Annotated in this window: 19 protein-coding genes; 13 read left to right on the top strand and 6 right to left on the bottom strand. The window is 76.1% G+C overall.

Annotated elements, in window-relative coordinates:
- Window positions 1-28 precede the first annotated feature (28 nt).
- The gene (locus AMPC_RS15730) at window positions 29-448 is read left to right on the top strand and encodes a bacteriohemerythrin (RefSeq protein ID WP_248342365.1); all 420 of its coding nucleotides are present in this window, start codon (window positions 29-31) and stop codon (window positions 446-448) included.
- Window positions 449-499: 51 nt separating this feature from the next.
- On the opposite strand, the gene aroF is transcribed toward AMPC_RS15730, so the two are convergent.
- Window positions 500-1,516, bottom strand: coding sequence for a 3-deoxy-7-phosphoheptulonate synthase (gene aroF / locus AMPC_RS15725; RefSeq protein WP_248342364.1), 1,017 nt, complete (start codon window positions 1,514-1,516; stop codon window positions 500-502).
- Window positions 1,517-1,584: 68 nt separating this feature from the next.
- Between aroF and AMPC_RS15720 the strand changes: the two genes are divergently transcribed.
- The 4 genes from AMPC_RS15720 (at window position 1,585) to AMPC_RS15705 (ending at window position 5,406) form a co-directional block, all read left to right on the top strand.
- A complete protein-coding gene (locus AMPC_RS15720) occupies window positions 1,585-2,121 on the top strand; it encodes a hemerythrin domain-containing protein (RefSeq protein WP_248342363.1) in 537 nt (178 codons plus the stop codon).
- 67 nt (window positions 2,122-2,188) lie between these two features.
- Window positions 2,189-3,475 (top strand): GAF domain-containing sensor histidine kinase, encoded by a 1,287-nt coding sequence (locus tag AMPC_RS15715; protein ID WP_248342362.1) that lies wholly within the window; start codon window positions 2,189-2,191, stop codon window positions 3,473-3,475.
- A 12-nt stretch (window positions 3,476-3,487) separates the two neighbouring features.
- A complete protein-coding gene (locus AMPC_RS15710; RefSeq protein WP_248342361.1) occupies window positions 3,488-4,228 on the top strand; it encodes a 16S rRNA (uracil(1498)-N(3))-methyltransferase in 741 nt (246 codons plus the stop codon).
- Window positions 4,225-5,406, top strand: a complete 1,182-nt coding sequence (locus tag AMPC_RS15705) for an MFS transporter (RefSeq protein ID WP_248342360.1) — start codon at window positions 4,225-4,227, stop codon at window positions 5,404-5,406. Before AMPC_RS15710 ends, AMPC_RS15705 begins: the two co-directional genes overlap by 4 nt.
- Here AMPC_RS15705 and AMPC_RS15700 read toward each other — a convergent pair.
- Window positions 5,399-6,541 (bottom strand): vitamin K epoxide reductase family protein, encoded by a 1,143-nt coding sequence (locus tag AMPC_RS15700; protein WP_248342359.1) that lies wholly within the window; start codon window positions 6,539-6,541, stop codon window positions 5,399-5,401. The genes AMPC_RS15705 and AMPC_RS15700 overlap by 8 nt on opposite strands.
- A 298-nt stretch (window positions 6,542-6,839) precedes the next feature.
- On the opposite strand from AMPC_RS15700, the gene AMPC_RS15695 reads away from it, so the two are divergent.
- Window positions 6,840-8,351 carry a hypothetical protein gene (locus AMPC_RS15695; protein ID WP_248342358.1) on the top strand — a complete coding sequence of 504 codons (1,512 nt, stop codon included), beginning with the start codon at window positions 6,840-6,842 and terminating at the stop codon, window positions 8,349-8,351.
- A 50-nt stretch (window positions 8,352-8,401) separates the two neighbouring features.
- On the opposite strand, the gene AMPC_RS15690 is transcribed toward AMPC_RS15695, so the two are convergent.
- Window positions 8,402-9,343, bottom strand: coding sequence for a 2-dehydropantoate 2-reductase (locus AMPC_RS15690; RefSeq protein WP_248342357.1), 942 nt, complete (start codon window positions 9,341-9,343; stop codon window positions 8,402-8,404).
- 94 nt (window positions 9,344-9,437) lie between these two features.
- Here AMPC_RS15690 and AMPC_RS15685 point away from each other — a divergent pair, with 94 nt between their 5' ends.
- Both AMPC_RS15685 and AMPC_RS15680 read left to right on the top strand, forming a co-directional pair.
- The gene (locus tag AMPC_RS15685; RefSeq protein ID WP_248342356.1) at window positions 9,438-10,832 is read left to right on the top strand and encodes an IgA Peptidase M64; all 1,395 of its coding nucleotides are present in this window, start codon (window positions 9,438-9,440) and stop codon (window positions 10,830-10,832) included.
- On the top strand, window positions 10,829-11,317 hold the full coding sequence (locus AMPC_RS15680) for a GNAT family N-acetyltransferase (protein WP_248342355.1): 489 nt from the start codon (window positions 10,829-10,831) through the stop codon (window positions 11,315-11,317). Before AMPC_RS15685 ends, AMPC_RS15680 begins: the two co-directional genes overlap by 4 nt.
- A 17-nt stretch (window positions 11,318-11,334) precedes the next feature.
- Here the strand turns inward: AMPC_RS15680 and AMPC_RS15675 are convergent, their stop codons facing one another.
- The 3 genes from AMPC_RS15675 to AMPC_RS15665 form a co-directional block, all read right to left on the bottom strand.
- Window positions 11,335-11,634, bottom strand: a complete 300-nt coding sequence (locus AMPC_RS15675; protein ID WP_248342354.1) for a putative quinol monooxygenase — start codon at window positions 11,632-11,634, stop codon at window positions 11,335-11,337.
- A gap of 41 nt (window positions 11,635-11,675) precedes the next feature.
- Entirely contained in the window at window positions 11,676-12,083 is a 408-nt protein-coding gene (locus AMPC_RS15670) for a response regulator (RefSeq protein ID WP_248342353.1), read from the bottom strand.
- A 72-nt stretch (window positions 12,084-12,155) separates the two neighbouring features.
- Entirely contained in the window at window positions 12,156-13,319 is a 1,164-nt protein-coding gene (locus tag AMPC_RS15665) for a PAS domain-containing sensor histidine kinase (protein WP_248342352.1), read from the bottom strand.
- A 179-nt stretch (window positions 13,320-13,498) separates the two neighbouring features.
- Here AMPC_RS15665 and AMPC_RS15660 point away from each other — a divergent pair, with 179 nt between their 5' ends.
- From AMPC_RS15660 to AMPC_RS15640, 5 genes are read left to right on the top strand one after another with little or no spacing between them, the layout of a single operon-like run.
- Complete coding sequence (locus AMPC_RS15660) at window positions 13,499-15,442, top strand: FAD-dependent oxidoreductase (protein WP_248342351.1); 1,944 nt, start codon at window positions 13,499-13,501, stop codon at window positions 15,440-15,442.
- Window positions 15,429-17,231, top strand: a complete 1,803-nt coding sequence (locus AMPC_RS15655) for a hypothetical protein (RefSeq protein ID WP_248342350.1) — start codon at window positions 15,429-15,431, stop codon at window positions 17,229-17,231. The genes AMPC_RS15660 and AMPC_RS15655 overlap by 14 nt, the downstream gene beginning before the upstream one ends.
- The gene (locus AMPC_RS15650) at window positions 17,228-18,091 is read left to right on the top strand and encodes a cytochrome C (RefSeq protein ID WP_248342349.1); all 864 of its coding nucleotides are present in this window, start codon (window positions 17,228-17,230) and stop codon (window positions 18,089-18,091) included. Before AMPC_RS15655 ends, AMPC_RS15650 begins: the two co-directional genes overlap by 4 nt.
- On the top strand, window positions 18,088-18,897 hold the full coding sequence (locus AMPC_RS15645) for a hypothetical protein (protein ID WP_248342348.1): 810 nt from the start codon (window positions 18,088-18,090) through the stop codon (window positions 18,895-18,897). Before AMPC_RS15650 ends, AMPC_RS15645 begins: the two co-directional genes overlap by 4 nt.
- A gap of 3 nt (window positions 18,898-18,900) precedes the next feature.
- Window positions 18,901-20,580: a hypothetical protein gene (locus AMPC_RS15640; RefSeq protein ID WP_248342347.1), complete on the top strand. Its 1,680-nt coding sequence runs from the start codon at window positions 18,901-18,903 to the stop codon at window positions 20,578-20,580.
- The last annotated feature ends 86 nt before the right edge of the window (window positions 20,581-20,666 follow it).

Raw genomic sequence — 20,666 nt, 5'->3', positions numbered from 1 at the left:
GCGGCCCCCTGCCCGCCAGGTTACCCCCATGACGGCCGTGGGCGACCACTTCCGCTGGAAGCAGCGCTTCGCGATCGGCGACGACCGGATCGACACCGAGCACCGCTACTTCTTCCACCTCCTCGAGGAGCTCGACCTCGCCATGCGGGCGCGGCGGGGGGACGAGGTGCTCGGCGCGCTCTACACGGCCCTCCGGGAGTACGCGCGGATCCACTTCCGCGACGAGGAGCGGTACCTCGCGCAGGCCGGCTACCCCGAGCTCGACCAGCAGATCCGCGAGCACGGCCGGTTCCTGCACCACCTGAAGGAGCTCGAGGTGAACGGGCCGGGCGCGGCGGCGGCCCTCGCCTTCGTGCGCAACTGGCTCGTCGAGCACATCCTCGGGACGGACCAGCAGTTCGTGCGCTGGCGCGGGCGGCGCGAGGCGCATCACCCGGCGCGGAGCTGAGGCTCCCCCGGCCCGCGCGGCCGGGCGATCGGCGACCCCCGGCGGGGCGCCCTAGACCGGCCGCCCGAGCGCGCCCGCGATGACCCGCACCTGCGCCATGAGCCGCCCGAACTCTTCGGGCGTGAGCGACTGGTGGCCGTCGGAGAGCGCCTTCTCGGGCCGCGGGTGGACCTCGACGATGAGCCCGTCGGCCCCGGCGGCCACCCCGGCGCGAGCCATGGCCGGCACGTGCGCGCGCAGCCCGATGCCGTGCGAGGGATCGACCACCACCGGCAGGTGCGTGAGCTGCTTCAGCACCGGGACGGCGTTCAGGTCGAGGGTGTTGCGGGTCATGCTCTCGAAGGTGCGGATGCCGCGCTCGCAGAGCGCCACCTGGTAGTTGCCGCCGGCGAGCAGGTACTCCGCCGCCATGAGCCACTCCTTGATGGTGGCCGAGGGGCCGCGCTTCAGGAGCACCGGCTTGTTCGTGGCCGCCACCTTCCGGAGCAGCGAGAAGTTCTGCATGTTGCGGGCGCCGATCTGGATGAGGTCGGCGTACTCGGCGACGAGCGGGAGCGTCTCCGCGTCCATCACCTCGGTGACCACCTTGAGGCCGGTGGCGTCGCGCGCCTCGGCGAGGAGCTTCAATCCCTCCTCGGCCAGCCCCTGGAACTCGTAGGGGCTCGTCCGCGGCTTCCAGGCCCCGCCGCGCAGGAGGGTCGCGCCGAGCGCCTTCACCGCGCGGGCGGTCTCGAGCACCTGCTCGCGCGACTCGACCGAGCACGGCCCGGCCATCACCACGATCGACGGGCCGCCGAGCCGCACCCCGTCGCCGAGGTCGATGACGGTGTCCTCCGCCTTCACCTCGCGCGAGACCAGCTTCCAGGGCTGCGACACGCGGATGGTGTCGGCGATGCCGGAGAGGCCGTCGGAGAGGGCGGGATCGAGCGGCCCCTTGTTGCCGGTGATGCCGATCGCGACGCGCTCGGCGCCGGGGATGGGGTGCGGGGCGAGGCCGAGGGAGCGGATCTTCTCGGCCACGGCCTCCACCTCGGCCGCGGTCGCGCTGGGCTTCATCACGATGAGCATGGCGGGGCAGTCTACTCCGGGGAGCCCGCCGGGGCACGTCGGCATCCGCGGCGTTATGAGCCCTCCCCATGCTGACCCGACTCGGAGCGCGCCCGGCCGAGGGCGACCTCGTGGACCTCCTGCTCGACTGCCACCAGCGGATCCGGACCTTCACCGAGCTCGCGGCGCGGCTCGCGGCCGCCGAGCGCCCCGCGCCGGACGAGGTGCGCGACGCCGCCGCCCGGGTGCACCGGTACTTCTCCGAGGCGCTGCCGCTGCACGCCCGCGACGAGGAGGAGTCGATCCTGCCCAGGCTCGAGGGGCGGGACGCGGCGGTGGACCGGGCGCTCTCCGAGATGCGGGCCGAGCACGCGGCGCACGAGGAGCCGGTGGGCGCCGTGCTCGCGCTCTGCGCCGCGCTGCGCGACGACCCGTCCCGCCACGCCGAGCTGGCGCCGGCCCTGGCCCGGGCGGCGGCCGGGTTGCGGGGCCACTTCGAGCGGCACCTCGAGGCCGAGGAGCGGGTGATCTTCCCGGCCATCCGGCGGCTCTTCGACGCGCAGGCCGACGCCCGCGCCCGCGACGAGCTGCGGGCCCGGCGGGCCCCCCCGGGCCCCGGGCGCTGACGGGCCCTGCGGAAGCGCTGGCGATCGTCGCCCGGGCCCGGCAGGATCCCTCCGGGAGGCCGACCGCTTGGGCGACATCTCCACCTGGCTCGCCGTGCTCCTGGCGCTCGCGCTGGGTGGGATGCTGGGCCTCGCCGCCGGGCAGGCGCGGCACCGGCGCGCCCGGGCCGGCGACGCCCTCCGCCTGCGGCTCCTCGAGACGCTCGCGCGCGACCTGGCCGGCGCCACCACCCTGGCGGAGGCGGCCCGGGCCGCGTTCGACGCCTGCGCCGCCGGGGTGCGCCCCACCCAGCTCGCCATCCTGCTGCCCGGGGCCGGGGGCCAGCTCGAGGTGGTGAACGCGACCGGGTTCCCGGAGGGGACCGGCCCGAGCGAGCTGCCGCTCAGCCCACAGTCCGCGCCCATGGAGGTGTTCCGCTCCGGCGAGGTCGTCTGGCTCCCCGACCCCGCCGCCTGCGACGCGCGGTTCCCCACCCGCCGCGCCGCCCGGGAGCGGCTCGGGCTCGGCTCCTTCCTGGGGCTGCCGCTCGCGGTCCGCGGCGAGCGGATCGGGGTGCTCACCCTCGGGTTCGGCGCGCCCGAGGCGCTCGGGGAGGCGGATCGCTCCTTCGCCCGGACGGTGGCCGACCGCTGCGCCATCACGCTCGACCGGGTCCGGCTCCTGGAGGGGGAGCAGCGGCTGCGGACCGAGCGCGAGGACCTGGTGCGCGGCATCTCGCACGACCTGCGCACGCCGCTCTCGGCCATCGTGCTCCAGGCGCGGCTGGCGGCGCGCGAGGCGTCGAGCGTCCCGGCGGCGGCGCAGCGGGCCACGGCCATCGAGGCGAGCGCCCGGCGGATGGCCCACGCCATCGAGGACCTGGTGCAGATGGCGCGCTTCGCCGAGGGGCAGATCCCGGTCGAGCCGGAGCGGATCGAGCTGCGCGCCTTCGCGCTCGAGGTGCGCGAGCGGCTCTTCCCCGGGCCGGACCAGGCGCGGATCGCCGTCGCGGCGCCGCCCGGGCTCGCCGCCCGCGCCGACCCGCGCCACCTCGAGCGCATCCTCATGAACCTCGTGAACAACGCGCTCGAGAACTCTCCCGAGGGCTCGCCGGTCGAGGTGGGCGCGGCCCAGGCCGGGCGCGAGGTCCTGCTCTCGGTGCGCGACCGGGGCGCCGGCATCCCGGCGGCGGAGCTGCCCGGCCTCTTCCAGCGCTACGTGCGCGGGCAGGGGGCGCGGCGCAAGCAGGGGCTCGGCCTGGGGCTCTTCATCGCGCGCCTCCTGAGCGAGGCCCAGGGCGGGCGGATCGAGGTGGAGAGCGCCGAGGGCGAGGGGAGCACCTTCCGCGTGGCGCTGCCGGGCGACGGCGTGTAGAAAAGCGCCCCCGTGAACCTGCTCCTGCTCGAGGACGGCGAGCTCGACGACGCCGGCGTGGCCCGGCTGGACGGGCGCCGGGCGCGCCACGCCGGGGAGGTGCTGCGCGCCGCGGCCGGCGACACCCTGGCGGTCGGCGTCGTGGGCGGCCGGATGGGCCGGGCCACCGTGCTCGAGAGCTCGCCCGACCTGCTCGTGCTCCGCGCCGCGCTCGACGCGCCGCCGCCGCCCCCCTCGCCGGTGTCGCTGCTCCTCGCCCTGCCGCGGCCGAAGATCCTGCGCAAGGTGCTCCAGTCGGCGGCCAGCATGGGCGTGAAGCGGATCGCGCTCCTCGGCACCTACCGCGTCGAGAAGAGCTACTTCGCCTCGCCGCTGCTCGCGCCGGCGGCGATCCGGGAGCAGCTCCTGCTCGGCCTCGAGCAGGGGAAGGACACGGCGCTGCCGGAGGTGGCGCTCTTCCGCCACTTCAAGCCCTTCGTCGAGGACGAGCTCGACCGGCGCTTCGGGGGCGCGGCCCGGCTCGTGGCCCACCCCGGCGCGAGCCCCACGCTCGACGGGCTCCCGGCCCCCGCCGCGCGCGAGGTGCTGCTCGCCATCGGCCCGGAGGGCGGCTTCACGCCGTACGAGGCGGAGACGCTTGCCGCGCGCGGCTTCGCCCCCTTCTCGCTCGGCGCCCGGGTGCTCCGGGTGGACGCGGCGGTGCCGTTCGCGGTGGGCCAGGTGGAGCTCTGGGCGCGCGGGGGCCGGACGTGAGCGAGACCGCCGAGGGGCAGGGGCTCACCCGGACGCAGCTCGCGGTGCTCGCGGTCACCGCGGGCGTGAGCGTGGCGAACCTCTACTACCTGCAGCCCCTGCTCGCGCTGGTGGGGCGCGACCTCGGCGCCTCCCTGCGCGAGCTCGGCCTGGTGTCGATGCTGACGCAGCTCGGCTACGCCGCCGGCCTGTTCCTCTTCGTCCCCCTCGGCGACGCGCTCGAGCGGCGGGGGCTCATGCTCTGGCTCCTCGGCGCGGTGACGGTGTCGCTCTGCGCCTGCGCCGCCGCGCCCTCGGTGCCCGTGCTCGCCGGCGCCTCCTTCGCGGTCGGCTGCACCACGGTGGTGCCGCAGATCGCCGTGCCGCTCGCGGCCCACCTGGCGCGCCCGCAGGAGCGCGGGCGGGTGGTGGGCGCCGTCATGGGCGGGCTCCTCGTGGGCATCCTGCTCGCGCGCACCGCGAGCGGCGTCCTCGGGGCGCACCTCGGCTGGCGGGCGGTCTACCTCGCCGCCGCCGCCGTCATGGTGCTCCTCGCGCTCTCGCTCCGCGCGCTCCTCCCGCGCAGCCGGCCGGCCGAGCCGGTCCGCTACGGCGCGCTCCTCGCGTCCCTGCCGCGGCTGGTGCGCGACGAGCCGGTGCTGCGCGAGGCGGCGGCGCTCGGGGCCCTCGGCTTCGCGGCCTTCAGCGCCTTCTGGACCACGCTCGTGTTCCTGCTCGAGGAGCGGTTCGGGCTCGGCAGCCAGGCGGCCGGCCTGTTCGGCCTGGTCGGCGTGGCCGGGGCGCTCGGCGCCACCGTGACCGGCCGCTTCGCCGATCGGCTCCCGCGCCGGCGCATCGCCGGGCTCGGCCTCGTCATCACCCTCGCCGCCTTCGCCGTCTTCGCGGTGCCCGCCTTCGCGCTCGCGGGGCTCGTGGCCGGGGTGCTCCTGCTCGACCTCGGCGTGCAGGTGAACCACGTCGCGAACCTGTCGCGCGTCCACGCCCTCCGGTCGGAGGCGCGCAGCCGGCTCAACATGCTCTACATGGTCACCTACTTCGCCGGCGGCGCCTCCGGGACCGGGCTCGGCGCCTTCGCCTGGGCGCGGTTCGGCTGGACCGGCGTCTGCGCCGCGGGCGCGGCCCTGTGCGCCACCGGGCTCGGCGCGCTCGCCGCGCGGCGCGGCGCGGGCCCTACCTGAGCCAGAGGTCGCCGGCGGCGGCCGGGGCCTTGCCGAGACGGCGCTCCACCTCGGCCACGCCGTCGTCCACCCCGTAGACCTTGCCGTCGAGCTCCAGCGCCGGCGGGGCGGTCACGCCGTGCGCCCGGCCGAGCCGGAGGTCGTCCTCGACCGCGCGCGCCGCCTTGCCGGAGCCGGCGCAGCGCGAGAGCGCGTCGGGATCGGCGCCCACCCGCACCGCCGCGACCCGCGGATCGGCCACGCCGTCCTCCTCCGCCCGGTAGAGCGCGTCCTCGAGCTCCCAGAACCGCTCCTGGCGGCCGGCGCACCAGGCGGCGCGCTCGAGCGGGTCGTCGCTGGCGGCCCGGTGGACCACCCGCAGCGCCTCGGGGTGCTCGCCGAGGAGCCGCCGCAGCCGCCGGTGCGCGGCGCCGCAGTCCTCGCAGGCGTGCCCGTTCCAGAGGGTGACGGTGACCTTCGGGTGGGCGGCGCCGATCCAGGGCGCGCCGTGCTCCTCGCCGACGCGGTGGCCGCCCGGGCCGGTGCGCGCCTCCTGCCAGTAGCGCGGGTAGCGCGTCCAGAGGGCGCCGACCCCGGCCGCGAGCACCACCAGCGCGAGCGCCGCCTCGCGCCGCCGCCGCCACGCCGCCGAGAGATCCTGCCGGAGCGCGCTGCCGGGGCCGCCCAGCCGGCGCGCGGCGACGAGGGCGGTGGCGAAGAGCAGCAGGTTCACCGTCCAGGACGCCATGCAGAGGATGCACCAGGAGTGCAGGACGAGCTTGCTCACCAGCGCCAGCGCCACCGAGCCCCCCACCGCGGCGCCCGAGAGGAGCAGGAGGAGGCCCGAGGGCCAGCCGCGGCGCGCCGAGAGCCCGGTCGCGGCGAGCGCCCCCATGAGCGCGTAGCCCACGAGCCCCCAGACCGACACCGGCAGGCCGAGGAAGATCGACCAGCGGCTCCGCGCCACGCTGTCGCAGTTCACCGCCTCGCTGATGGAGCAGAAGCTGCGGTAGCTCTCGCTGGCGTGGACCCGGGTGTGGATGAGGGTCAGGTCCCCCGCCACCGCCAGCCCGGCGAGGCAGAGCACCGCGAACACGAGGAGGGGGCCGCGGGCGGGGTGGTTCACGTCGGCCGGGGAGACGGGCTCTGCTCGCAAGGGACCTCCGGGGCGCGACGGCGCCGCGGCGCGAAGATAGCAGCCTCGCGGCGGCCGCGGGCCCCTGCGGTGGCCCCGGGCGGACCACTTCGGGCGCTCGGTTCCGTGTAGGCGGAGGGATGACCAAACTCGCGTGAGGTGGCCCGGTCGCTCCCCGACCGCCAGCCAACCCGAACGGGAAGGAATCGGGTTTCCGAGTGGTTTCAACCGCGCTCACCCGGTGAGGGTCGCTCGACCGGGCGAGCACTCGCAGGGCCGGATAGGTGGTAGAGGAGCGACGGATCTAGAATCGCGCTTCGTGGAACTGGAGGAAGGCGTGGCAGCTCCCAGCAACGATAACCGCGCTCCGGGCGCGCCCGCGGCTCCGCAGGGGCTCGCGCAGCGGCTCGTCGGCCTGCTCTCGGCGAAGGTGGCTTCGCACAGCCTGCCGTCGCTCGATCTGCCGAAGTACAAGCGGATCAAGCCCCTCGTCCGGTCGCAGTGGTCGGCCTGGTGGCAGGCGTACCTCGCCGTCGGCGCGGGCGTGAAGCTCGAGGACTACCTCCGGTTCCGGCTCTCGCACTACGTCGGCGAGCTCCCGGTCCCGCAGGACGAGCTCCCCCTGCGCGTGTCCGTGGAGCAGGGGAAGGTGGTGGCGGTCGAGGCCGCCGCACCGCTCCCCGCGATCCAGCCCGCCGGCGCCCTGCCGCCCCCCGCCAGCGCCGACGCCTGGATCGACGCGCTGGTGCAGATCGAGGGTCCGGTCGCGGCCCAGGAGATCCGGACCGCCAAGGAGGACCTCGACCGGATCACCGAGCAGGCCGCCGAGCAGGCGGGCCGGGTGGACGGGCTCCTGCGCGACCTCGACCAGGCCATCGCGAGCGGCGCGGCGGCGGCCCCGCAGGTGGTGGAGGCCACGCCGGAGCAGATGGGTCGCCCGCCCGTCCCGAGCCTCGGCGGCGTGATGGCCATCTACGTCTTCTCCGCCCTCCTGCTCCTCGCCCAGGCCTGGCAGTTCGCGGTGCCCTACCTGTCGGCCATCGGCATCGACACCCTGCACCTCGGCGCCGAGGTGAGGCGGAACCCCATCGGCATCGTGCTCGGCTCGGTCTTCGCGCTCGGCGCGGCCACCAGCCTCTTCGTCTTCGCCCACGTGGCGCTGCGGCGCGGCCTCGACCTGTACCGCGGCGAGGGGGCCACCCGGCACAAGCTCTGGATCGGCTTCTCCATGGGCGGCGCGGCGCTGCTCGCGTCCATCACCGCCTGGCTCCTCGGCTCGCTCCGGCCCACCGCCGAGACCGCGGCCCAGATCTTCCAGGGGAGCGACTCGGTCCGCACCGCCCGCTTCGCCTTCTTCCTGCTCGCCCTCATCGTGCCGCTCGCCGTCGCCTGCCTCATCCAGGTCGCCGAGCGGCTCACCGCGCAGCGCGAGGCCTTGCTCGTCGCGGCGCGGGCGTGGGACGTGGAGCGGTTCCGCACGCTGACCGAGCGCGTCCGCCGCGAGGAGCTCCTCGAGCGGGCCGAGCGGGAGCGGGTGCACCTCGAGCTCGAGCGGCAGGCCGCCCAGGCCCGGCTGCGCACGCTCCACCGGCGCAGCGTGGAGGCCCGGCGCGGCGCGGCCGAGCTCGCCGAGAGCCGGCACGTGGACCTGCGCAACCTCGCCGCGAGCCTCGCGGCCGCCCTCGAGACCGACCGCTACGAGTTCGTGCGCCAGGCCAACGCCCGCGGGATGCCGACGCTCCTCGAGCTCGAGCCCCCGCCCGCCCCGGTGCCCGAGCCGCGCAACCAGCCGCGCCGCGAGGCGCAGGTGTCGTCGCTCGCGAAGGCGTAGCCGGACCCCGGCGAGCCGCGGGGGAGGGGCGGCCAGGACGACCCCGCGGCCTACTTCCTCCCGAGCCCCGCCTTCTCCCGGGCCGCCTGCTCGCGCGGCAGGAGCGCCGCCAGCGCGAAGCGGTGCGCCGGGGCGCCCACGCCCGACTCGGCCGCCATGCGGACCACGGCGCCGACCTGATCGACGAGCTCCGACGGGCGCCCGGCGGCGAGGTCGCGCTGCATGGAGGCCGTCGAGTCGGGCGCCAGCCGGTCGAACCAGGCGATCGTGCGGGCCTCGGCCTCGAGCGAGAGGTGGACCCCGCGCGCCCGCGCCAGCGTCCCGACCTCGTGGACCAGCTGCTCGAGGAGCGCCCGCGTCTCCGGCGTGGTGCGCACCGCGCCGATGGGCGCGGCCGCGAGCGCCCCGCAGGCGCCGAACGGGTCGATGAAGAGGAACTTCTCCCAGGCGGCCGCCTCGACGTCCTCCTGCGGGCGGGCGTCCACGCCGGCGCGGCGCAGCACCTCGCAGAGCGCCTCCACCCGGGCGCTGCGCCCCTTCGGCCACTCGCCGACCTTGACCCAGATCGGCGGCCCGACCATGCGGATGACGCCCGGCGCGTCGATCCAGGAGAAGACGGCGCAGAGCCCGCCCAGCACCGGCCCGGGCCAGAGCCCGCCGAGCAGCGTCAGCGCCGCCTCGACGCCGTTCTGGAGCGGGACCACCACCGTGCCCTCGCGCACGAGGCGCGCGAGCTTCGGCGCGACGTCCGCCACCTGCCAGGCCTTGGTGGCGACCAGCACCGCGTCGGCCGGCGCGAGCGCGTCGAGGGAGTCGGTCGCCTCCACCCGGGCCGTGAAGCTGCCCATGTCCCCCTCGACCCGGAGGCCGTGCTCGCGGATGGCGGCGAGGTGGGCGCCGCGGGCGACCACCGCGACCTCCTCGCCGGCCTGGGAGAGGAGCCCGGCGAGGAGCCCTCCGACGCCGCCGGCCCCGACGATGACGATGCGCATGGGCCCATCGTAACCGGGGCGGGGCGACATGGGGAGCCGGAGCGGCGGAGTCGGGCCGCACGGCGCGCGCCGCCCGCGCTACACTGCGCCCCCCATGACGCTCGCCCCACTCCTCGCGGCCCTCCTCGCCGCCCAGCCCACGCCACGGACCCTGCGCGTGGACTACGTCCACGGCGGCGACGCCGCGACCGAGATGTTCAGCCTCGACCGGCTCGTGCTCGAGCCGCTGCCCTTCCCGGGCAACCCGGCGCGGCCCATCGACGAGACCAACCTCGGCCGCTACCTGTTCGAGGTGCGCGACCGGGCCACCAACCGGCTCCTCTACTCGCGCGGGTTCGCGACCATCTTCGGCGAGTGGGAGACCACCCCCGAGGCGAAGCGGGTGCGCCGCAGCTTCTCCGAGTCGCTGCGCTTCCCCCGCCCGGCCGGGCCGGTGCAGGTGTCGGTGAAGAAGCGCGACGCCGAGAACGCCTTCCGCGAGGTCTGGACCTTCACGGTCGACCCCGCCGACCCGGCCATCGACCCGTCGCCCCCGCCCTCCCCCGGCCCGCTCGTCGAGCTCCAGCGGAGCGGCCCCCCCGAGCAGAAGCTCGACCTGCTCATCCTGGGCGACGGCTACACCGCCAAGGAGCGCGACAAGTTCGTGGCCGACGCGCGGAAGCTCACCGAGGCGCTGTTCCAGAAGTCGCCCTTCAAGGAGCGCCGGAAGGACTTCAACGTGTGGGGGCTCTGCCCGCCGGCGCAGGAGAGCGGCGTCTCGCGCCCCTCGAGCGGGGTGCACCGGCGCAGCCCCCTCGGCGCCGGCTACGACGCCTTCGGCGCCGAGCGCTACGTGCTCACGTTCGAGAACCGGACCTGGCGCGACGTCGCCTCGTACGCGCCCTACGACGCGGTCGAGATTTTGGTGAACGGCCGCACCTACGGCGGCGGCGGCATCTTCAACCTGTACGCCACCGCGGCCGCCGACAGCCTCTGGGCGCCGTACGTCTTCGTGCACGAGCTCGGGCACCACCTCGCCGGCCTCGCCGACGAGTACTTCACCTCCGATCCGGTCTACGGGCCCGCCCCCGAGGAGCGGGTCGAGCCCTGGGAGCGGAACGCCAGCGCCACCGCCGACCCGGCGAAGCTGAAGTGGAGGGCGCTCGTCACCGCCGGCACGCCGCTCCCCACGCCGTGGCAGGAGGAGCGCTTCTCGCGCGAGGCGCGGACGTTCCAGGAGGAGCGCAAGAAGCTGCGCCAGCAGGGCCGGCCCGAGGAGGAGATCGACCGGCTCTTCAGCGCGCAGAAGCGGGCCGAGGAGGAGCTCCTGGGGAAGGACCGCTACGGCCGCGCCGTGGGCGCCTTCGAGGGCGCCAACTACGAGGCCAAGGGCTACTTCCGCCCGCAGGAGGACTGCGTCATGTTCACCCGCGACGACGTGCCGTTCTGCGCCGTCTGCCGGGCCACCCTGGACGAGGTCATCGACCTCTACGCCGGAGCCCCGCGATGATCCGCGACGCCGCCCTCGACGACCTGCCCCGTATCGTCGAGATCTACAACGCCTCCATCCCCGGCCGCCTCGCCACCGCCGACCTCGAGCCGGTGTCGGTGGCGCAGCGCACCCCCTGGTTCCAGGCCCACCACCCCGCGCGGCGGCCGCTCTGGGTCCTCGAGGAGGACGGGCGCATCCTCGGCTGGGTGAGCCTGCAGGACTTCTACGGGCGCTGCGCCTACTCCGGCACCGCCGAGGTGTCGATCTACGTCGCGCCCGAGGCGGCGCGGCGCGGCGTCGCGCGCACCCTGCTCGGCGAGCTCCTGGCCCGCGCGCCGTCGATGGCGGTGAAGAACCTGGTCGCCTTCGTCTTCGGCCACAACGAGCCGAGCCTGGCGCTCTTCCGGCGCCACGGCTTCGAGCGCTGGGGCTTCCTCCCCAGGGTGGCGCTGCTCGACGGCGTCGAGCGGGACCTCGCCATCCTCGGCCTGCGGCTCGGGTAGCGGGCCGCGCCGGGGGGCTACAGGTCGCGGTGGCTCGCGACCTCGTAGACGCGGACGCGCTTCGGCGCGGCGAGCAGCGCGCCCACCGCCCCGTCGTAGGCCCTGAAGTGCGGCGTGCCGAAGTGGGCCTGGAGCACGTCCCAGCTCTCCCACTCCTCCACGAACACCACCTCGTCCTCTGCCTCGAGCGAGCGGTAGGCGGCGTAGCTCAGGCAGCCGGGCTCCGCGCGCGAGGCGGGGACCAGGGGCGCGAGCAGCGCCTCGAAGCGGGCGCGCGCGCCGGGCGCGAGCGTGAGGTGGGCGTGCAGCACGACCATCGGGGGTCCTCCGGGGAGTGGGGGCGGCGCCGCGGCGGCGCTCAGCAGCAGAAGCGCTCGACGGTCTGCATGAGCACGTCGAGGTGCAGCGGCTTCTCGAGCGCGCCGGTGAGGTGGAGGGTCGAGACGCGGAGCTCGAGCGCGTCGGCGGCCGAGATGACCACCGTGGGGACGCCGGCGAGCGCGGGGTCGGCGAGCTGGTTGCGGCGGAACTCCACGCCGTCCATCACCGGCATGAACAGGTCGAGCAGGATGAGGCGCGGCACGCCGGCGCGCAGCCGCTCGAGCGCCTCGGCGCCGTTGCGCGCCGTCGCGACCTCGAAGCCTTCGCAGGAGAGGATCTCCTCGACCGTCTCGCGGATGTCCGCGTCGTCGTCCACGACGAGGACGTCGTAGGAGGCAGGCCGGGTTACGGGCAGGGGATCGTGCCGGGGGGTGGATGCGTGCATCGGGGGCGCATCCAAGCACGAACCCGCGGGATGCGCCACGGCGAGGGAGCGAGCGAGCGCGTCCCTCTTGGGCTAACCAGAACTGTCCTCTCCGCGGGGCAGCTCCACCTCGAAGGACGCTCCCCGTCCCGGCGCGCTCTCGATGCCGACCGACCCCCCGTGCGCCTGGACGATCTGCACCACCATCCAGAGCCCGAGGCCGAAACCGCCGTAATGTCGGGTGGACACCGCCCGCGCGAACCGGTCGAAGACGCGCGACTGGAACTCGGGTGGAATGCCGATCCCCTCGTCCCGCACCGTGAGCAGCGCCCGCGGCCCCGCGCCCTGGACGGAGACGTGCACCGGCTTGCCAGCGCCGTACTTCACCGCGTTGCCGAGCAGGCTCACGACCACCTGCTCGAGCCGCGTCCGGTCGAAGCGACCCATCACGGGCTCCGGCGTGGAGAGCTCGAGCTTGCAGCGGGCGCGCTCGAGGTCGTCCGCGAAGCGCGCCACCACCGACCGGACCAGCTCCCCGAGGTCGAGCCGCTCGCGCGAGAGATCGAGCGTCCCGGTGTTCACCCGGACCACGTCGGAGAAGCCCTCGACGAGCCGCGTGAGCCGCTCCGCCTGCCGCAGCACCGACTCGAGCCGGGGGGCCAGCGCCGGGTCGGAGCCCTTGGCCTCGGCGTGGCGCAAGAGCGACTGGACCTGCAGCTGCAGCGCGGTGATGGGCGTCTTGAGCTCGTGCGAGGCGATGGCGAGGAACTCGTCGCGGGCGCGCACCGCCTCCTGGGCGCGCAGGAGCCCCTCGCGCTCCAGCTCCGCCTTGCGCCGCCCCGACATGTCCCGGGTCACCTTGGCGAAGCCGCGCAGCCCGCCGTCGGGGTCGCGCAGCGCGGTCAGCACCACCAGCGCCCAGAAGCGGGTGCCGTCCTTGCGGACCCGCCAGCCCTCGTCCTCGACCCGGCCGTCCTTGGCGGCCTGCGCGAGCAGCCAGGCCGGCTTGCCGCGCGCCAGGTCCTCCGGCGTGTAGAAGCGCGACAGGTGCGCGCCGATGATCTCGCTCGCCCGCCAGCCCTTGATGCGCTCGGCCCCGGCGTTCCAGGTGAGGACGTGCCCCGACGGGTCGAGCATGAAGATGGCGTAGTCGAGGACGCTCTCGACGAGGAGCCGGAAGAGGTCCCCCGAGAACTTGGGGCCCTCCCGCTCTTTGCCGCGCGCCGGCTCCGCCGACGAGGAGTGGCTCGCCTCCATCCTCGTAGTAGTAAGCCCGCGATCCGCCAGCCGCAGCGGCGCAGATGGTTTACCGCCCCGCGTTCACGTTCTGTCAACGGAAGCCCCCGAGGGGGCGCGCGCCCACGGCGAAGGGCTTCCCCGATGGTGGCAGCTTATACTCGCTCGGTTGGCCGCCGACGGAGCGCCCCTCCCCTCGCATGGACCTCGCCACCGCCTGGATCGTCGCCGCCTCCGCCGCGCTGGTCGCGGTCCTGGGCGCGGCGCACGTCGGCCGACGGCGCTGGCGGCAGGCGCGCGACGCGGCCGCCCTGGCCGAGCGGCGGGCGCGCAACCAGCACCTGCCGCGCTCGCTCCACCCCGTCATCGACCCGAACGTCTGCATCGGCTCCCTCTCCTGCGTGAAGGCCTGCCCGGAGGGCGACATCCTCGGGGTGGTGGACGGCGCGGGGGCGCTCATCCACGGCGACCACTGCATCGGCCACGGCCGCTGCGCCGCCGAGTGCCCGGTGGACGCCATCAAGCTCGTCTTCGGCACGCTGGAGCGCGGCGTGGACCTGCCGGAGGTGGACGCGTTCTTCGAGTCCTCCCGGCCCGGGGTCCACATCGTCGGCGAGCTCGCCGGGATGGGGCTCATCAAGAACGCCGTGCGGCAGGGCGTCCAGGTGGCCGAGCGGCTCGACCAGGTGCTCTCCCGCGAGCCGGCGAACGGCGCGGTGGACGTGGCGGTGGTGGGCGCCGGGCCGGCCGGCCTCGCCACCGCGCTGGCCCTCTCCCAGCGGGGCCGGAGCTGCCGGCTGCTGGAGCAGGGGAGCGTGGGCGGGACCGTGGCCCACTTCCCGCGCCAGAAGCTCGTCATGACCGAGCCGCTGGAGCTGCCGCCGCTCGGACGGTTCGACCGGCGCACGGTGGAGAAGGAGGAGCTCCTCGCCACCTTCCAGCGGGCGGTGCGCGAGGCGCGGCTCGCGGTGGAGGAGGGGGTGAAGGTCACCGGGGTCACCGGGGAGGACGGCGCCTTCCGGGTGGACACCGACCAGGGGCCGGTGGCGGCGCGCAAGGTGGTGCTCGCGGTGGGGCGCCGCGGCAGCCCGCGCAAGCTGGGCGTCCCGGGCGAGGAGCGCGAGAAGGTGGTGTACGCGCTCGACGACCCGGCGCAGTACGAGGGGGCGCGGGTGCTCGTGGTGGGCGGCGGCGACGCCGCGGTCGAGGCCGCGGCCCAGCTCGCCGAGGAGTCCACCGCCGAGGTCACCCTCTCCTACCGCGGGCCGGAGCTCACCCGCTGCCGCGAGAAGAACCGGGCCCGGCTCGCCGCCCTCGCCCAGTCGGGCCGCGTCCGGCTGCTGCTCGAGTCGGAGGTGACGGAGGTGGGCGAGACCCGGGTGGCGCTCACGGTGAAGGGCCACCGGGAGGTGCTCGCCAACGACCACGTCATCGTGAACGTCGGCGGCGAGCTGCCGCTCGACCTCCTCGAGCGATCCGGCGTGGCGCTGCGGCGCTACCACGGCGAGGCGCCCGGCGGGCCGCGCGGGGCGGAGCCGCCTCCCCCGACCGACGAGCGGCGGCGCGAGACGCGGGCCCGCTGGGCGGCCGCGTCGCTCTACGTCCTCGCCGGCGGCGCCATCCTGGCGTGGCTCGCCTGGCACGGCGCCGACTACTACCGGCTGCCCCGGCTGGCGCGGCTCCACTCGCCGCTCCACCCCTCGCTCCGCTCCTCCGGCCCGTTCGGCCACGGGATCGGCATCGTCGCGACCGGGTTCATGCTGTCCAACTTCCTCTACGCCGCGCGCAAGCGCTCGCGCGCGCTCACCGGCTTCGGCTCGATCCGGGCCTGGCTCGACTTCCACGTCTTCGTGGGGTTCATGAGCCCGCTCGTCATCGCCTTCCACGCCGCCTTCCAGTCGAAGAACCTGCTCGCCACCGGCACCGCCTCGGCGCTCGGGGTGGTGGTGCTGACCGGCGTCGTGGGCCGGTTCATCTACGGCCTCGTGCGCCCCGACCTGGGCGAGGCCGCCCGCGCCACCCGCGGGCTGAAGCAGCTCATGCGCGCCTGGCGCGTCTTTCACGCCTCGCTGGCCGGCTTCCTGGTGGTGGCCATCGCGGCCCACATCGCCGTCTCCCTCTACCTCGGCTATGGCCTCCAGTAGGCTCCCGCTCCTCGCCCTCCTCGCCGCGGCGCTCGCCGCGCCCGCGCCGGCCGCCCGCGCCGACGTCTTCTCGCCCGGCCCGCTCTCGCGGGCGCACGAGAAGCTCGAGGGGCTCCAGCAGTGCACCAAGTGCCACGTGGTGAAGGGGCAGCTCTCGGCGGCGCGCTGCCTCGAGTGCCACCAGGAGCTCGCCGGGCGCGTGAAGCAGGGGCGCGGCCTCCACGGCCGGCTCCCGGCGGCGGACCGCGAGGCCTGCAACCGCTGCCACCTCGAGCACCAGGGGCGCGACTTCGCCCTGGTGGACTGGGGCGGCCCGAAGGAGCGGTTCGACCACGCGCGCACCGGGTACCGGCTCGAGGGGAAGCACGCCGCGGCGAGGTGCGACGGGTGCCACGCGCCCGCGCGGATCGCCGACCCCGGCGTGAAGCAGCTCCTCGCCCGCGAGCCCGGACGGCGGACCTTCCTGGGCGCCCCGCAGGCCTGCGCCTCCTGTCACTTCGACGAGCACCGCGGCCAGCTCTCGCAGGACTGCCAGAAGTGCCACGGCCTCCAGGGCTGGAAGCCGGCGTCGCTCTTCGCCCACGACCGGACCGGCTACCCGCTCGAGGGGAAGCACCGGCCGGTCGCCTGCGCGAAGTGCCACAAGGTCGAGCGCGAGCCGGCGCGCGACCCCGGCGCGCTCACGCGGCCGGCGAGCCCGGAGGCGTTCACGCGCTACCGGCCCGTCGCCCACGGCGGGTGCCAGGACTGTCACAAGGACCCGCACCAGGCCCGCTTCGGCCAGGACTGCCAGCGCTGCCACGCGCCGGCCCTCGCCTGGACGGAGGTGCGCGCCACCGCGAAGGAGCGCGCCTTCCACCAGAAGACCCGCTACCCGCTCCAGGGCGCGCACGAGACCGTCGCCTGCCAGGCCTGCCACGGCCCGTTCGCCGGCCAGCCGGCGCGGTTCCGCGGCCTCGCCTTCCAGGCCTGCCGCGACTGCCACCTCGACGCGCACGTGGGGCAGCTCACCGGCGGGAGCCGCGCCGGGGCCTGCGAGCGGTGCCACACCGTGCAGGGCTGGCAGCCGGCCCGCTTCGACCTCGAGGACCACACGACGAGCCGCTACGCGCTCCAGGGCGCCCACCGGACCGTGGCCTGCTCGCTCTGCCACGTCCACGACCCGCGGCTCGCCGACCGGGTGCCGGCGGAGGCGCGCGCCCGGCTCGCGCGCGAGAAGCGGCCGGCGCGGGTGAGCCCGGCCCTCTTCTCCCTCGGCCCGTCGCAGCGCTGCGAGCAGTGCCACGCCGACCCGCACGCCGGCCAGTTCCCGGAGCGGATGGCGCGCGAGAGCTGCGCCGCGTGCCACGAGCAGCAGAGCTTCCTGCCGGCCCGCTTCGACCACCAGAAGGACAGCCGGTTCCCGCTCACCGGCAAGCACGGGAAGGCCGCCTGCGCCTCGTGCCACGCGCCCGGCGCGGCGGGCGCGGTGCGCTACAAGCCGCTCGAGACCGCCTGCGCCGCCTGCCACCGGGACCCGCACGCCGGGCAGCTCGCCGTGAACGGACGGGACGACTGCGCCCGCTGCCACGACACCCGCGACTGGAAGCAGACCTCCTTCCAGCACGCGCCGCCCTTCACCACCTTCCTGCTCCAGGGGAAGCACGCCCGCGCGAAGTGCGAGGCCTGCCACGCGCCCGTCGCGGTGGGCGGGGGCGCGCCGGTGCGCCGCTACCGCGGCCTGCCGCGCACCTGCGAGGGGTGCCACGCCGACTTCCACCAGGGCGCCTTCCGGGGGTTCACGCCGTGACCGCTGCGCTCCTCGCCCTCCTCCTCGCCGCGCCGGCGGCGGCCCTGCCCGACCTCTCGGCGCGGGCCCCGGCGGTCCCGCAGGCGTCGCCCGGCCACGCCACCGGCACCGACTGCGCCGCCTGCCACACCAGCGAGAGCTGGAGCGACGTCGCCTTCGCGCACGAGCGGACCGGCTTCCCGCTCGAGGGCGCCCACCGCCGGGCCACCTGCAAGAGCTGCCACCCGGGCTCCTTCCAGCAGAAGCTCCCGACCGCCTGCGCCGCCTGCCACCGCGACCCGCACGCCGGCCTCGCCAGCCTCCGCTGCCAGGGCTGCCACTCCACCGAGGCGTGGCGGCCCGCCTTCGGGGTCGAGGCGCACCGGCGCACCAACTTCCCGCTCACCGGGCGTCACGCGCTCATCCCCTGCGAGGAGTGCCACGGCGACCGGCGCGACCGCGCCTTCGCCCGCGCCACCGTGGACTGCGCGCAGTGCCACCAGAAGGACCTCTCCCGCGCGGCGCGGACCGGCCTCGACCACCAGGCCGCCGGCTTCACCGGCCGCTGCCTCGACTGCCACGGCCCGTGGCGGTTCCAGGGCGCCTCCTTCCCCGGCCACGACCGCTGCTTCCAGCTCTCGGGCGGCCCGCACGCCGGGGTGCGCTGCCTCGACTGCCACACCACCCTCGCCGGCGCCTTCCAGGGCGGCGCGAGCGGCGCCTGCTCCACCGGCACCGCCCAGTGCACCCGCTGCCACTCCTGCGCGGTGACCTCGGCGCGCCACGCCCAGGTGGCCGGGTTCCAGTGCAAGGATCGCAAGTGCTACGAGTGCCACCAGTTCTCGGGCGCCTCCCAGGCGCTGCGGAGGTCGGCGCGATGACCCGCTCCCCGAGGCCCCTCGCCGCCGCGCTCGCGGCGCTCCTCCTCGCCGCGTGCGGCGGCAACGCCCGCGCGCCCTGGCTCACGAGCGCCACGCCGGCCACGCACACCAAGTTCCCCATCGCGGGCGGCGTCCACGCCTCGCCGGCCGTGGCGAAGTGCGACGACTGCCACGGCCCGTACGACACCTTCCGGCAGTTCACCTGCGTCGGCTGCCACACCCAGGCCCAGACCGATCCCTGGCACACCGGCGTCACGGGCTACGCCTGGTCGAGCCCTTCCTGTTACCAGTGCCACCCCGACGGCACCGCGGCGGGGATCGACCACACCACCAAGTTCCCCATCGGCTCCACCTCCAAGCACGCCACCGTCGGCTGCTCCGACTGCCACGTGAACGCGGCCGACCGGACGCAGGTGACCTGCACCGGGTGCCACGGGGGCAGCCACGACCAGGCCACCGCCGCCGGCCAGCACGCCAGCGTCGCCGCGACCTCGTACGGCTACACCGACGCGCTCTGCCTGCGCTGCCACGCCGACGGCGGGCTCACCCTCGCCGGCCACACCCCGTTCGCGATCGCGCCGGGGACGCGCCACCCGACCGACTGCTTCAGGTGCCACGCGCAGCTGAGGACCGACACCAAGCCCTACGGCGCCGACTTCGGACAGGCAGCGCTCTCCTGCTACGTCGCCGGCTGCCACGACGCGGCCCAGGTGGCGTCGATCCACGTGGGCCGGGTGACCAACTTCCCCACCGGGAGCTCCTCGGCCTGCGCCGGGTGCCACCCGAGCGGCCAGGGAGGAGGGTAGCCCATGAGCACCTCCGCCCTGCTGCTCGCGCTCCTCGCCGCCGCGCCCCCCGGGACGCTGCCGCGCAAGAAGGCGGCCCCGGCCGTCGAGGCGGCGCCGGCGCTCCAGCCGCCCGCGCCCCGCAAGCCCCACCGGCACGCGCCGGGCCGGGGCGAGGTCCGCTACGTCACCGCGCACCGCGCCTACCTCGACGCCGGCGGCCGCGACGGGCTCCAGCCGGGCCAGACCCTGGCGCTCACGCGCAACGGCCGGCCGGCCGGGAGCTGCGAGGTGGAGGCGGTGAGCCCCGACCACGCCACCTGCACGGGCCCCGGGCTCCGCCCCGGCGACGCCTTCGCGCTCGCCGCGCCGCCGCCGCCCTCCGGGACGGCCCCGGCCAGGCTCCCGCCGCCGCTCGCGCCGGCCGAGACGGCCGCGCGCCAGGCGGCGCTCGCGGCGGCGCCCTTCCCCAGGATCGAGTGGAAGGGCACGCCCTCGGCGCCGCGCCCGGCCGGCGGCGCCGGGGTGGCCGAGGTGACCGTCTCGCACGCGCTCTGGAGCTCCACCGGCGCCACCGCCTGGAACCGGGAGCGGCTCGACGCCGCGCTCCGCGGCGCCGACCTCGGCGCCGGGTACCGGCTCTACGCCGACCTCTCCGCCATCCACGAGACCACCCGGCCCGACGACGCCCGCTTCCGCCCCGGCGACCGGACCCAGCTCTACGTCTGGGAGGCCGAGGTGGCGCTGCGCGAGCCGGAGCGCCCCTGGGCGGTGGCGGTGGGCCGGGTGCTGCCGTGGCGCATCCCCGGCGCCACCCTCTTCGACGGCGCCCAGCTCGGCTGGAAGGGGGCGCGCGGCGAGATCGGGATCTTCGGCGGCGGCGTCCCCGACCTCGCCACCACCGAGCCGACCACCAAGCGGAGCACGGCCGGCGTCTACCTGGCGCAGGACGGCCAGCTCGGCCCGGCCTGGACGCGGGGCCAGGCGCGGCTCGCGCTCGTCTCCTCGCCGGAGCTCGGGAGCCGCTTCGAGGGCGAGGCGCTCGCCCAGGCGGTCTTCGGGCGCGACCTCGACCTCGCCGCCTCGGCCCGCGTCGGCGCCGGCGGCAACGTCACCGCCCCGGCGCTCCTCGACCTCGTGCGGCTCGACCTCTCCGCGCGCCCCCTGGAGCGGCTCTCGGTCTCGGCGAGCTACCGCTACGAGGGGCTCGCCACGCCGGACCTCGCCGCCCCCGCCCGCTTCCCCGGGCCGTCGCGGCACGGCGACGCCTCCCTCACCCTCGACCCCTGGGGCTGGGTGAGCCTCACCGCCCAGGGCGGGCTCGCCGACGACCTCACGAGCGGGCTGTCGCGCCAGTGGGTGGGGCCGGAGGTCTCGGTGCCGCGCGCCTTCGGCCGGCGCGGCGGCGTCTCGGCCGGCTACCAGGAGGAGTTCGGGTGGCTGGCGGGGCGGAGCGTGTACCTGCAAGCGGTGACGCGGCCCACCGACGGGCTGCGGCTCCTCGCGCGGACCTCCTACGAGAGCGCGGCCGCGCCGGCCGGCGCGACCGACGGCGACGTGGCGCTCTACCTGAGCGGCTCGGCGGACCTCGCCTCCTGGCTCTCGATCCGGCTCTCGGCCCTGGGGCGCGTCTCCACGCAGGGCGGCCAGTCGGCGCTGCCGGCGGGGCTCGCCGGCACCCTCGGGCTCTCGGCGCGCGACTGACGGGCGCGGGAGGCGGCTCCGGGCAGAAGGCGCCGCGCGGACTGACGGCAATGCCAGTCACTCGCCGAGCTTCCCTCGGTCGAACG

Origin of the sequence: Anaeromyxobacter paludicola, from assembly GCF_023169965.1 — a bacterium.
GTDB classification, from domain to species: domain Bacteria; phylum Myxococcota; class Myxococcia; order Myxococcales; family Anaeromyxobacteraceae; genus Anaeromyxobacter_B; species Anaeromyxobacter_B paludicola.
Note: the sequence above shows the minus strand (reverse complement) of the source record. Positions and strands in the feature narration are given on the sequence as shown.